The sequence below is a fragment of the Sphingomonas sp. genome, assembly GCF_050725575.1.
Classification (GTDB): domain Bacteria; phylum Pseudomonadota; class Alphaproteobacteria; order Sphingomonadales; family Sphingomonadaceae; genus Sphingomonas.
Map to the genome: position 1 here is coordinate 1 of NZ_JBOHHW010000036.1, position 12,517 is coordinate 12,517.

Consider the following 12,517-nt stretch of genomic DNA (forward strand, 5'->3'; position numbering starts at 1 on the left):
CCCGCGCCCCGTCAGGGGCGCGGGCGCGCGGCCGGATTTCGAGCGGCTGCACGTTCAAAGGCGTGACAAAGGCCCCGCGCGGACAAGGCTCGCGCGGGGATCGTGAGGACCGATCAGGCGGCGAGCGCTTCGGGCGCCACCGCGACCGGCGCTGGCGGCTCCGGCGTTTCGTCCATGCCGGGATCGATGGCGGGCGCGGGCGCTGCCGGATCGGGCTCCGGGCGATCACGTTCGGCGAGCACGAAGGCGACCCTGGCATGAGCCGTCACCGACCCCACACCACCCCGCTTGGTATAAGCGGCGGGCGGGAACCGCATCCATCCAGGGACCCAGCGCTCGACCTTGGTGCGGCCATCGGCACCGGCCAGATGATCCGTGACGATCTTCTTCAGGACCTTGCCTGTCTCGCCCGCATTGGCGCTGGCGATCGTCGGTCCCGCGACCTCGGCGACCATGGCGCCAAGCACTTCCTTGTCGCGGATCAGGTCGAACAAGGCGGGGTCGGCCTGCCACCAATCGGCCATGTCCATACCGAGCGTCAGCCCCAGCGCATCGATCGGCGGGCTGCCCATGGCGAGCGTCTCGCCCATCACCACCGCGACCACATCGAGCACTGCTGTATCGGGCACGTCGAGCAAGCGCAGGAAGATCGCGGTCAGCCGGTCGCCTTGCCGTCCGAACGGGTCACCATCGCCGCCGGTCACCGTTGCTTCCTCGCTGTTAAAGCCCAGAAGGTCGAGCACCGCGCGACGGTGCCGGTCGAAGGCGGCTTCGCCCGCACAAGTCTCGACGCTTTCGCAAACGCCCAAATCGCGTGTGCTTTGCGGCTCGAGACGGACCGACCAGAGCGGCGACCCGGCAATGACGTGCGCCACCATCAGCCGCAGCGCGACATGCGGGTGGCCGGTCATCACCGCGCGAACGGCGGCGTGGCGATGCAGGTCGATATAGGTACCTAGCGCGCTCGTGACTTCCGGACGAGCGGGCTTTGCCTCGCCGCCCGGCTGCTGGCGCTCGGCCCGCGCGTGTTCGCGGCGGCTGACATAGCCTTCATGGAAGCTGACCTCGCCGTTCGACCGGACATCGATATAGACGCGCCCGCCCTTGCGCTTGGAGGTCTTTTCATACTCCCATTGGCTGAAAAACTCGCCGGGCGGCATGATCATGACCTCAGCCCAGCCGACCGCCAGATAGGCCGCGCGGTGTGCCTCGACCGCCGCATTCTGCTCTTCCCAAAATACCATGGGATCGGGGAAATAGCGATCCTCGCCGAACAGGTCGGCGACCGTCGCGAGCCCGCTTTCGGCGATGTCGAACAGGGCATGACTCGCCGGAATCACCTGCCCGCCGAGCAGCCATGCCTTGAGGTCGCGGCCAGTCGGTGCGCAGCATTGCGGATCATTGGCGAGTTGCAGCCAGTCCTGTTGCTGGCGTTTGCTGGCCAAGGTCAAATGGCGGATCGACGCAGCATCGATCTCCTGCCGCGCATAAAGGTCGCGGATACGCGGCAAGAGGTTGCCGAGCGCCAGCACGCGCCGGACCGCAAGGTCGGGCAAGCCGAAGGTCGCGGCGATGTCCTCGGGCGTCCGGCCCTCCTTGACCAGCCGGACAAAGGTTGCCCACCGCGTCACCTCGTCGGGGTCGAGCCGCGCGATATTCTCGATCAGCGACGCCTCGATGGCATCCGCGTCGTCACTGTCGTCAAGGATCGCGCAGGGCAGCGGACCATGGTCGATGCCCTCGGTGCGCGCGAGACTGTCGGCGGTCCAGCGGCGGCGTCCGGCGACGATCCCGAACCGGTCATCGTCAGGCGCGGGCCGCACGACCAGCGGCTGGAGAATGCCGCGCTTGCGAATGGTCGGCATCAGGTCGGATACGTCCGGTGGCTTTTTGCCGTGCCGCATGTTGCTCTTGTCGAGGAACAGCTTGTCGGGGGCGATGAAGTCGAGTTTCATGGGATCACTCCTTGTAAGGACCGGCGCTACCGACCTGTCGGGCCGGGCGGGACCGGTGTTCGAAAGCGGGCGAGAACGCGCCCGCGCGTCAGCCGCCCCGGTCATGGGGCGGAAGCTCCCGGGCACGGTGCGCAAGCCATGCCTCGGCGACCTGGATCGACCCGCCAGCACGGGCGGCGGCGAGCCAGAGCGAAAGCGGATGGACCGTGGCGAATGACAGATCGCGCTCGATGCCGAGCCCGAAGGGCAAGCGAAGGGCGGCGATCTCGCTCAAGCTGAAATAACCAAGCTCGGGACAGCCGAACCCAAGATCGGCAAGGCCGAACAGGCTGTCACCATCGTCCATCAACTCGGTGGCAAGCCATGTCGCAGGGCCCAGCGGGCTGAACAGCTTGAGCACGGGCAACGGATCGTGGCGCGGTTGTTCGGCGGAAGCGACGGCGTTTGCGACAAGCGCGGCGCGCAAGGGGTCGGTGAGCAGGGTCATGACGGGTACACCGGTTGGGGCGCGGTCGCCGCCGGGCCTTGCGCCAGCGCCTCGCCTCCGGCGGCGCGGTGCCGCGCGAGCAGCCAGTCGGCGGCTTTGCTGGCGGCGCTCGCAGCACGGAAGATGGCGCACACGCGCGGCGCGCCGGTCCCCCGCACCGCTGCGTCTTCGCTCAAATCCTCGCGCAGCACATCGAGCCAGCTTGCCAGATAATCGGCATGGCGCACGGTCGGCACGATGCCGAGCGCGGCGCACAGGAACGCCGAGCCGAGTTCGGCGATCAGTTCCTCGCGGGCATAGCCCTTGCTGCCCAAGCGATTGGTCAGGTCGCGCGCCAGCCGCGATGCATGGCCGGTGGCATGAGTCAGTTCGTGGAGCGCAGTCCGGTAATAATTGACCGGCACGAAAAAGGCCGGTTGCGGCGGAACCTGCACGACATCGGGGCCGGGCGCGTAGCAAGCCCGGTTGCCGCCGATGCGGAAATCCACCCCGCTCGCCGCGATCACCGCCTCGGCAAGCGGCACGATCTCGCGGTCGGGGAGCGGCACGGCGTCGGGGAGGAGGTCGGGCGGCAGGCCGTCGATTTGCGCGATGTTGAAGACGGTGAAGCGCTTGAGGAAAGCGACCGGGCGAGCCGCCTCGCCCTCACCCGCCGCACCGCTTAACGGGTGCGCCGCGCGATCGGCGTCGCGGTTCTCGCTGTCACGCGGAACGAAGCGGTCGGCATAGACGATTGTCGTGCCGCGCTCGCCCTTGCGCACCGAACCGCCCGCATCGAGCGCTTGCCGGAAGGTCAGCCAGCCCTGAGCGCGATAGCCATGGGTGATCGCCGCACCCCACAGGATCAGGATATTGATCCCCGAGTAAGGCCGGGCGGTGGCGGCGTTGCACGGCAAGCAGGGCGCGCCGTTCTCGACCGCGCCCCATGGCTGAACCCATGGGAAGCGCCCCTCCTCCAGCTCGCCGATGATCCGGCGCGTGACGTCTTCATAAAGGCTCGCCCGTTCGGGCTGTGCCGCGCGGTTGCGGTTCGCGCGGCGGTCAGCGCGCGCGGCGCGCGCGCAAGGGATCGATGTCATGTCCGTGCCTCCGGCCCCGCCCCAAAACCTGCATGGCCCCCGGAAAAGCGGGGGTGGGCGGCGCCGGCGACCGAAGAGGCGCGGCCCCGAGCGGGGCCGGCACCGTCAGGCCGGAACAAAGTGGAGGAGCCGCGGCACGCGGCTTGCCGGCACCGCGGCCGCGCCTAGCAGGGAGCGCCGCTCACCCGCGCTTGTCCGGGAAAGGCCCGACAACGCCGCCGCGCCAGCGGCGACCGCAGCCCTTGGCGGGCACCGCCCGCCCCGACAATAACGGGCTCCCCGAGCGAGCGGACGGATCAGCCGCGTCGAACCGGGCTTCGCGCCAGCGGACGGGGCCTGTCGTCCGCCAGCGAAACCGGGCGCGCCGCCCGGTCGCCGAGCCGGAGCGCCCGCGGGGCCGCGATCAGGCACCGCACCCTGTCCGGGCGAAGCGCAGCCGCCCGGCAGTGTGCGTCATCAGCCCCGCTCTTTCAGGGTCAGCCGCTGCTGACCCGCGCCAGCCGATCGTCACCGCCAGGTCGAGACCCGGCAGGGCTCGGTGGCGAGGGTCATGGCCCGAGCCATAGAGCGCGATCGCGCGGGCACGGGGCCCGCGCGGGGCGCCCACCTCCGGATCCTCACTGAACCCTTATGAACATCGCAAGCTGCCGGTCGATCACGCGCTACTGCCCGGCGAAATCCCCGATAAGGGTGTTGAGATATTTCCTCGCCGCCTGTCTATAATGTTTGGCGTTGTACATGCCTTCGGCATCGTGCCGACCGTCCGCCACGCTTTCCTGAAGGTCCGCAAGCTGCGTGAGGAGCGCATCCCGGCTCGTCAGGGCAGCACTCGTGCTCAGGAAGGTCGCCATCATGTGCTCGGCCAAGTCCTCATCATGGAACCGCTTATAATCTGTCTTGCCGTTGCGCACTTGGGACTGGCAGCGATCGGCGCCTTGCCTCTTCAAGGCCGCATGCCGGCTAAATTTGCGCTGCAGCGCCTCCCAGTCCCATGGCATCGTCATTCTTGTCTCCCCTGTCGCCGTCCCGCTGATCGTCATCAGCCCCAAGCCGATTCTATCACCCTCAGGCCGTCGATGCGCCAAGACCAGGCACGATGCCGAGTTCAGCCTGGCGCCGCTGGCGATAGCCGTCGAAGCCGTCGGGCTCTCGCACCGCCATGGTGAGATAGTCGTTGAGCAGATACCCCCAAGCATAGATGAAGTCGGCGATCGAGTTCAGTTGGAGGCGGCCGTGGATCAATTGCCAGGTTACAAGACTGACCATGATCACCAGACTGAGCGCATCGCCGAACTGGTCAACCAGGGGTGGCAGGGCTGCCGCGACAGCCGCCCAGGCAGGTGAGAAGAACGCATCATGCGGCGGCCTCAGATGGAAAATCGACCAGGGCGGAAGGAGAGAAGCATCCTCAAGTGCAGCGGTCATTGCCACTGCCATCGCCGCCTCTCGTGAAGACCGGTCCGATGCGGCCGACAGAATCTCTGCATGGATCCATGCCCCTTGCCTGAGATGGTCGACCCATATGCCGGCTGCGGTCAGTGCCCGGCGCGAGGCCAGCCGAAGGAAAATGGCGGAGATGCCGATCGTCCGTGGATCGCGCGATGACCGAACAAGTGACTCGGGGAAGATGCTGCTGAGCCTGAAATAGATCTTCCTGCCCTCCGGGACATCGGGCCCGCCATGCCAAACGCCCGTACCGGGCCAGTCGTCGGCGATTGCGCGCGGAAGGTCATAGCCGATATGGAGAAAGGCACCCGCGACTAGGCGAAGGGCTTTGCTTCGGAAGAGCAGCCAGCGCAGCCGGTAACCGGCCAACTCGGGCCGGGAATTCCACAAGGTGCGTTCCCGCTTAAAGGTGACCACCAGGCGGTGGAGCCATGCGGCATTGGCTCCGGAAAGCTTTTCGGCCTCATCTTCGATGCGCTTGGTGACGTCCGCATAGGTTCGATCAAAGGGGGCATAATAACGCTCGTTCAAGTCCATCTGCCGACCGATCGCCTGTCTATGGTGAACGCGATATCGCGGCCTAGCATCATCTGGAGTGCACGGAGGGAGGACACAGATTGCCGCAATTGCGGGAGCGGCAAAGTCCGGTCGAAAACTTCAGGAAAAGCCATTCAGGCGCCTGCACGGCTTTGCAGCGTCAGACTGCCGATGCCTGGCGTTAGACGGACGACATGGGCCCGATCCGCATCGATTGCACTGGCCATTTTTAATGATCTCCCTGACGCATCACGAGTTGATCCAAGGCTCGATAAACACGAATGCTGTCATGGCATCTGATGATCGCCGCGCTGGACCCGAGCCACAAGACGGGAGCGCCAGCGCATTGCGGGGCAACCTTACTTTCAGCGGAAAGCCTGAGCCCGCTGAGATAGCTCGCCGAGGGGCTGAACATGAACGCGATAAAAATGGCGATCGACAGCGTTCCATAGATCGCGGCGCGGCGAAGAAATCGATGCTTCACCTTCTCAAGAAACGACGCGAATGCGATCGCGTTGGCCAGCGTGCTGATACAAAATGAAATGCCGGTCATGACGCTGACTGCCTCAATCGCTCGCGCAAGCGTGATCATATCTCTATCCAGAATCCCCAAATGGCAGTGGATGCCCCCCCGGTAATAAGGGCCAAAGCCAGACCCTTGCGTTGCGCAGTCATCGCTCCGGCACGAACACGACCACACCCCGGTATCGACGGATGAACGCCGCCGCCTCGGAATAATATGCCTGCTCGTGAAAGAACCAATCGTTGACCAAGCCATATTGCTCCAATTGGTCGCGCAGACGGTCAGCACGGCGCGCATAGACCAAGGCGGCACCGGAGTCCTGGAACGGCCCACCCAAATGCGCCGCGAGCGTGTCCAGTGATTGCAGCATCTGGGAACGGTCAATCCCCTTCAGCACTTCAAAAGTCGTCGTCGCAATGTCCGGCTGAGACCGCTTGATCTGTTCGGCCGTTTGCCGGATTCGTGCGGCGCTTGTTTCATCAAGAGCCGGATTGGCGGCCGCCTGATCCAGCCGCGCCACGGCCGCCCGAAGCCGGCGATCCAGCGAGAAGCGCTCGACCAGCAGGACGCGGACGTCGCGGAGCGTTTGCGGGTCCCTGTCGGCAAGAGAATCGTTCAACCGCTCCACCGGCCATGGGATCGGCCCATTGGCGAGGATCCGCGCGCTTGAGCGGTGAGCGCTCACCGCGCTGCTGAAAGACGATAGCGACGAGGTGGCCCAGAACATCTTGAGGCCGACTTGGCGGTTTACCTCGGCCAGACGGTTGGCGAGGGCCGTGAAGTCGTCCACGGTGGCCGCAACGCCGGGATCGAGGGTGCGAACATAGGCAAGCGACCTCGCTGCCCCCGACCGCAATCCGCGAGGCCATGCGAAACCGGCGATCGGACGCGCGAGGTCCGGCTGGGCAAGCAACCGCCGGATCGCGGCGCTCGGTATGGCCCACCCAGCAGCACCCCCGATGTTCAAGCTACCACAGATCAGGCCAAGCGCGGCCCCGTCCGCATCGAGAAGCGCGCCACCACTCAGACCGTTGTAGATAATACCGCCGATATGAAGGACCTGAATGTCCCCCATATTCGGATAAAAGGGCCGCCCTTGCCCATCCGCGAACGACGTAAGCGGGATCGGCTTGGCATGGGCAAGGCTGGCCCGATATGTAGACCCTGCGATGCCTGCCGCGGCGCCGACCATCTTTAAGCCGGTATCGATCGTAGGAAGCGTCAGGCGGAGCTGAAGTGGCACAACCGATCTTAACGCCGGTACCGTCAGAAGCGCGAGATCCTGGCGCGGCGCAATAGCCCTGATTGCGGCCGCGCGGATCAGCGGCACGGTACCGGGCACCGCAATCTCGATCGTCGTTGCACCTTCCACCACGTGATAAGCGGTAGCGACAACACCCCCGGCGACGACAAAGCCGCTGCCCAGGGAAACGCGCTTGCTGCCAAGCTCACCATAGATGGTGACGATTTGCCTTTCGCTCCGCTGCGCGTGCGCCGGCACCGCCCATGCGATCGACGAGATCAGTCCGATGAACAGCGGAACAGCGACTCCCCGCCGGTCAGCGAGCAACCGCGCGAGCCAATTCTTCATAGCCCTGTTCCCTAGTGATTTCGCCGGTATCGACCCGCCGCTTGGTCACATCGACCTTTGCCCGGAGTTCCTCCGACCTGAGATAGCTGGAGGAGATCTCCACCGGCTTGGCATCCTACCGGCTACTGGCAGCAACGCTTTGGAAGGGAGGCGGCCCGAGCATCTGGCGGGCATTGACCGCAATGCCGCAATACACCCCGATGAGACATGCCAGCGAGAATGCCGCGAGACAGCGTGAGCTGACAATTCTGAGCGCTTCATCGAGCTTCGAAAAATAGGCCAGTAGCGATCCGCCAAAAAGCGTGAACAGCGTGGGGATGAGAACGGACGCAATCGGGGACGCGCTCAATCCGGTAAGATTGCCGATCAGGAAGCCGAGAAAACCAAAAGCAAGCCAAGTCAACCGACATCTCCCCCGGAATGCCAATCAATTGGTAAAACTATATCTTTAAATCCGAACTTCTGCGAGCCATTTCTTGATACAAAATCTTTGTGATGATCAGGACTTGCTCCAGATTACTCAAAAAGATGGCCATAGTTGCTCAGGAATAAAGAGCCAAAATGGTAATAAATTCTCCATCTTCCGAAAATCTTTCCCGCCAGCTGTCTTGTTCGATTCCCGCCATCGATCGAAATGCACGGCAGGATGATCGCAAGGAGAAATACGGCGCACCGATGTCGGGAAGCCCAACCCGTCATGCCTTTTGCGGCACATCATCACTCGCGCCGCATCAGCGATCGCCAGCCGCCTCGGGCGAGCCGCCGCGCTTCCGTCGCCAGCCGGCGCACGCGCGACCGCAGCGACTCCGAGGCGCCGTCCCAATCTGCCGCGACCCGCTCGATTCCGTAGAGCGCCTCGCCGATTTCGCGCAGGCTCGCATCCGATGCGAGGCCGTCCCGGACCTGGAGCGCCACCAGCCAGCGGGCGACGCGCGGATCGGGCGGATAAAGCGAACGCAGGAAGCGGCGATGGAGCGAAAATTCGATCAGGCGCCGCAACGGCAGCAATTTCGGCCGCGCCGACACGCTGCCCTTGAGCCGATAACACAAGGCGACCGGTCCCGACGACAAGGTCCCGATCTCGACGTCGAACCGAATGCGATGCCAGCCATCGCTGAGCACAGCATGTTCGCACCCCTCCTGGTCGGCAATCGCGGTCAGCCAGGCGCCAAGCGCCGCCGGATCGATCGCATCGGGATCCAAGCACGACGTCGGCACCGCCTCGACCGCCAGCGTGCCCGGATCAAGATCGGCATGCCAGATCAATCGCGCCTCGGGGGCGGTAATCGCTGGATCCTCAGCGAAAATGAAGCCCCCAGGACAAGGCGTCCGGCGGCATCGCCCCGACGCCCCGCGTGACGTCGCTCGCACGGGCATACCAGGCGATATAATCCGGATCACGGCGTAGCCATTCCCACATCAGGCCGGCACGATCGATGCCCGCCAGTGAGCGATAACGCGCCGCGTCGCGCCAGTTTCGATCCCCCTCCGCCTCATCGGTCACCGGTGATCGCAGCCAGGAAAGATCCAGGACTGCCGGATTACATCCGAAATGGATTTGATCGTGGCGGCGAAATCAATAAAACGTCCCGTCTTTTCAACCGCGTTCCAACGCCGGCGCGAGGACCGGCTGGCGAGGCGCACGGTCAAGGAAAGGTCGGCTGCGGGAGCAACGGCGGCTTGAGACGCCGCCCGAAGCCGGTGTGCCTCATGGGCATGTGTAATGCGTTGGCCCGGTTCATCGAGTTCGTCGCGGGCGCGAACAGTCCTGCCGATCTGGCAGATATCCTGAGCGAGATCACCGCCGGGATGGGCTATGATTATTTCGCGCTCACCCACCATGTCGATTTGCAGGCCGCGCCCGGCTCGACGATCCGGGTGCATAATTATCCCGCACGCTGGGTGGAGTATTTCGATCGCAACGGCCTCGCCGCCGCCGACCCGATCCATCGCGCCAGCCAGCAGACCGCGGTCGCGTTTGCCTGGCAGGACGTCCCGGAGATGATTTCGCTGACGCCTCAGGACCGCTGCATCCTCGCGCTTGCCGTCGATCATGGCATCGGCGGGGGATGCACGATCCCGGCCCATGTCCCGGGCGAGGTGACTGGATCGTGCTCGTTCGCGACCGCAACCGGCCAAACCCTCCCGCCAGGCAATCTCGCGCTGGCGCAACTGGTCGGCGGTTTCGCCTTTGAGGGCGCGCGACGGATCTGGCGAGTGCGGACGCCTGGACGCAATGAACGCCCTCGACTGACCGACCGGCAGCGCGATTGCCTGATCTGGGCGGCGCGGGGGAAAAGCGATTGGGAAATCAGCCGGATCCTGGAGATCAGCGAGGAAACCGTCGCGCAGCATATCAAGCAGGCCTGTGAGCGGTACGGCGTGCAGAAGCGGACATCGCTCATGATCCACGCATTGTTCGACGGGACGATCAGCTTCGCCGACATCGCCCGGCGCTGATATCCCCCTTTTCCGGGATAGCGGCTGGCGGCCGGACCCGCGACGCTTGCGCGAACCTGCATGGGAGGTTCGCGATGCTATACCTGATCGAAGGCGTGCGACCGCATCTTGGCGATGCGGTGCTGCGCAACATGTTCGACGCGCGCAAGCGCGTGTTCGTCGACTTGCTCGGCTGGGACGTGCCCGTGCGCGCCGGCCGGTTCGAGATCGACCAGTTCGACACGCCGAACGCGATCTATCTCGTGCTCGCCGGTGCCGATGGCGCGCATCGCGCCTCGGCCCGGCTGCTGCCGACCACGCGCCCGCACATTCTCGATACGATGTTCGCCTGTCTGTGCGACGGACCGCCACCGCGCGGCGAGACGATCTTCGAGATCACGCGCTTCTGCCTCGAGCGCTCGCTATCGACACGCGAACGCCGCGCCACGCGCAACGAACTGGTCAGCGCGCTTGCGCGGTTCGGCGCGAACAACCGCATCACGCTCTACACCGGCGTCGCCGAGCAAGGCTGGATGGAACAGGTTCTGGCGTTTGGCTGGCGCGCGCACCGGCTCGGCGCGCCCCGCAACATCGCGGGATCGCGTCTCGGCGCGATCGCGATCGAGATCGATGCGGAAACCCCGGCACTGCTTGAGCGGGCCGGCATATGCGGCACGCCGAGCTTTGTCGGCGAGATGCCTCATGCCGCATGACCGCGCCGCTTGCGCCGGGCCGGACCTGGTGCAAGCGCTCAGCACAAATGGCTATCATATCCTGCGCGGCGCGCTGCCAGCGGCGGCGGTCGAAGCGTTGGACCGCGCGCTTGTTCCGGCGTTCGACGAGACACCGTTCTGCCAGGGCGATTTCTACGGCGAGCGGACCAAGCGCTTCGGGCGCCTGCTTGCCCGCTCGCGCGACACGGAACGGTTCGTGCGCCATGCCGAGGTGCTGGCGCTCGCCGAGCAGGTGCTGGCGCCGTGGTGCGATACGATCCAGCTCAATCTCGCCCAGGCGATCGCGCTCCATCCCGGCGCGCTCCCGCAATTGCCGCACCGCGACCAGGACATGTGGCGCGGCGCCATCGGCGAGGTCGAATATCTGGTGAACGTCATGTGGCCGTTCACCGACTATCGCGCCGATAATGGCGCGACCCTCATCTGGCCGGGCAGCCACGGGGCGAATGCGCTGACCGATGCGCCTACGGGCGATCCGGTCGTCGTCGACATGCAGCCGGGCGATGCGTTGCTATTTTTGGGTTCGACACTGCACGGCGCCGGCGGCAACGAGTCCCGCGACATCCGGCGCGGCATGATCATCAGCTACTGTCTGGGCTGGCTCAAGCCCTATGAGAATCAATGGCTCGCCTATCCGCCGGCGATCGCGCGCGGCTTCTCGCCCGAGCTCGCCGCACTGGTTGGCTATCGCCAGCATCGCCCCAATCTTGGCAATTATGAAGGGCGCTGCCCCTCGGTGTTGCTCTCGGATTCGGCCGACGCGCCGCTCGGCGCCATCGACGAGCTCCGGCCCGACCAAGCCGAGCTGGTGGCCGCCTATGTCGCCGACCAGCGGCGGCGGCGGTGAATTCGGGCGCCACGGCCGAGCGCGTCTATGACGCGCTGAAGGAGCGGCTGCTCTCCGGCGATCTGCGGCCCGGCGAGCGGCTCGAACCGGCGCGGCTGGGTGAGGCATTCGCGAGCAGCGTGACGCCGGTGCGCGACGCGCTCCATCGCCTCGCGGGCGAGCGGCTGGTCGAGACCCGGACCAGCGACGGCTTCCATCTGCCGCTCGTGACCGAGTCCGGCCTGCGCGCGCTTTATGCATGGAATGACGATCTGGTCCGCCTCGCCGTGCGGACCTGGCCGCATGGACAGGAGATGGGGCGCGGCGACGCGCTGTCGGCGGACGCGGCGCGCGCGACACGGCAATTGTTCGCGCTGATCGGCGCGCGCTCGGCCAATGCGGAGCATGGTGTCCAGCTTCAGGCCTGTAGCGATCGGCTGGCTGCGGCGCGCAGCGCCGAACGACGCGTGCTCGACGCGATCGATCCGGAGATCCGCACAATTGCGACGGCGTTCGATCATGGCGCGCCCGGCGAACTGATCAAGCTGGTACGGGCCTATCATCGTCGCCGGATCGCGGCGACGCCGCGCATCGCACACGCGCTCTATCAACCCGACGCCAACAATCGCTTTATTGCTGACTTATAAAGTTCGGATAGTCGCTCGCTCGCCCTAGCCTTTCCGGTGCCGCAATCCAGCGGCGACAACCAAAGGAATGTGTGATGGATCGCGACGACGACATCATCGAGCTGGGCACCGCCAGTGTCGAGACCAAGGGCCAGTTCGGGCCGAAGCCCGATATAGCACTGGGCCAGCTCGTGCCCGGCCTCAGCGACGACTGACCGGAACGGGATGCGCGACCGCTCGGCCGCGCATCCTTGCCGCTCCTTTTTGCCGCGGG

At 65.4% G+C, this 12,517-nt stretch carries 17 protein-coding genes; 5 read left to right on the top strand and 12 right to left on the bottom strand.

Translation table 11 applies throughout. The annotated features are described in order from the left end of the window. Nucleotides 1-113: 113 nt before the first annotated feature. The 12 genes from ACRECS_RS19780 to ACRECS_RS19835 form a co-directional block, all read right to left on the bottom strand. Entirely contained in the window at nt 114-1,955 is a 1,842-nt protein-coding gene (locus ACRECS_RS19780; RefSeq protein ID WP_431584666.1) for a ParB/RepB/Spo0J family partition protein, read from the bottom strand. A gap of 88 nt (nt 1,956-2,043) precedes the next feature. Beyond that, the gene (locus tag ACRECS_RS19785; protein ID WP_431584667.1) at nt 2,044-2,442 is read right to left on the bottom strand and encodes a DUF2958 domain-containing protein; all 399 of its coding nucleotides are present in this window, start codon (nt 2,440-2,442) and stop codon (nt 2,044-2,046) included. Next, nucleotides 2,439-3,521 (bottom strand): ArdC family protein, encoded by a 1,083-nt coding sequence (locus ACRECS_RS19790; protein ID WP_431584668.1) that lies wholly within the window; start codon nt 3,519-3,521, stop codon nt 2,439-2,441. Before ACRECS_RS19790 ends, ACRECS_RS19785 begins: the two co-directional genes overlap by 4 nt. Before the next feature lie 403 nt (nt 3,522-3,924). Then, nucleotides 3,925-4,128, bottom strand: a complete 204-nt coding sequence (locus ACRECS_RS19795) for a hypothetical protein (protein ID WP_431584669.1) — start codon at nt 4,126-4,128, stop codon at nt 3,925-3,927. 55 nt (nt 4,129-4,183) lie between these two features. Next, a complete protein-coding gene (locus ACRECS_RS19800) occupies nt 4,184-4,525 on the bottom strand; it encodes a hypothetical protein (protein ID WP_431584670.1) in 342 nt (113 codons plus the stop codon). 61 nt (nt 4,526-4,586) lie between these two features. Further along, the gene (locus ACRECS_RS19805) at nt 4,587-5,498 is read right to left on the bottom strand and encodes a hypothetical protein (protein WP_431584671.1); all 912 of its coding nucleotides are present in this window, start codon (nt 5,496-5,498) and stop codon (nt 4,587-4,589) included. A 235-nt stretch (nt 5,499-5,733) separates the two neighbouring features. Further along, on the bottom strand, nt 5,734-6,096 hold the full coding sequence (locus tag ACRECS_RS19810) for a hypothetical protein (RefSeq protein WP_431584672.1): 363 nt from the start codon (nt 6,094-6,096) through the stop codon (nt 5,734-5,736). Between the two features lie 79 nt (nt 6,097-6,175). Then, nucleotides 6,176-7,618 carry a S1 family peptidase gene (locus ACRECS_RS19815; RefSeq protein ID WP_431584673.1) on the bottom strand — a complete coding sequence of 481 codons (1,443 nt, stop codon included), beginning with the start codon at nt 7,616-7,618 and terminating at the stop codon, nt 6,176-6,178. Beyond that, nucleotides 7,587-7,721 (bottom strand): hypothetical protein, encoded by a 135-nt coding sequence (locus ACRECS_RS19820; RefSeq protein WP_431584674.1) that lies wholly within the window; start codon nt 7,719-7,721, stop codon nt 7,587-7,589. The genes ACRECS_RS19815 and ACRECS_RS19820 overlap by 32 nt, the downstream gene beginning before the upstream one ends. A gap of 12 nt (nt 7,722-7,733) precedes the next feature. Next, nucleotides 7,734-8,021 carry a hypothetical protein gene (locus tag ACRECS_RS19825; protein WP_431584675.1) on the bottom strand — a complete coding sequence of 96 codons (288 nt, stop codon included), beginning with the start codon at nt 8,019-8,021 and terminating at the stop codon, nt 7,734-7,736. A 314-nt stretch (nt 8,022-8,335) separates the two neighbouring features. Continuing rightward, complete coding sequence (locus tag ACRECS_RS19830; protein ID WP_431584676.1) at nt 8,336-8,884, bottom strand: DNA -binding domain-containing protein; 549 nt, start codon at nt 8,882-8,884, stop codon at nt 8,336-8,338. Nucleotides 8,885-8,915: 31 nt separating this feature from the next. After that, nucleotides 8,916-9,122: a transcriptional regulator domain-containing protein gene (locus ACRECS_RS19835; protein ID WP_431584677.1), complete on the bottom strand. Its 207-nt coding sequence runs from the start codon at nt 9,120-9,122 to the stop codon at nt 8,916-8,918. A gap of 176 nt (nt 9,123-9,298) precedes the next feature. Here ACRECS_RS19835 and ACRECS_RS19840 point away from each other — a divergent pair, with 176 nt between their 5' ends. From ACRECS_RS19840 to ACRECS_RS19860, 5 genes are all read left to right on the top strand, one after another. Further along, nucleotides 9,299-10,078, top strand: coding sequence for a LuxR family transcriptional regulator (locus tag ACRECS_RS19840; protein WP_431584678.1), 780 nt, complete (start codon nt 9,299-9,301; stop codon nt 10,076-10,078). Between the two features lie 74 nt (nt 10,079-10,152). Further along, a complete protein-coding gene (locus tag ACRECS_RS19845) occupies nt 10,153-10,770 on the top strand; it encodes an acyl-homoserine-lactone synthase (RefSeq protein WP_431584679.1) in 618 nt (205 codons plus the stop codon). Beyond that, nucleotides 10,760-11,638, top strand: a complete 879-nt coding sequence (locus ACRECS_RS19850) for a phytanoyl-CoA dioxygenase family protein (RefSeq protein ID WP_431584680.1) — start codon at nt 10,760-10,762, stop codon at nt 11,636-11,638. The genes ACRECS_RS19845 and ACRECS_RS19850 overlap by 11 nt, the downstream gene beginning before the upstream one ends. Then, on the top strand, nt 11,635-12,264 hold the full coding sequence (locus ACRECS_RS19855; RefSeq protein ID WP_431584681.1) for a GntR family transcriptional regulator: 630 nt from the start codon (nt 11,635-11,637) through the stop codon (nt 12,262-12,264). Before ACRECS_RS19850 ends, ACRECS_RS19855 begins: the two co-directional genes overlap by 4 nt. Nucleotides 12,265-12,338: 74 nt before the next feature. Then, a complete protein-coding gene (locus ACRECS_RS19860; protein ID WP_431584682.1) occupies nt 12,339-12,458 on the top strand; it encodes a benenodin family lasso peptide in 120 nt (39 codons plus the stop codon). The last annotated feature ends 59 nt before the right edge of the window (nt 12,459-12,517 follow it).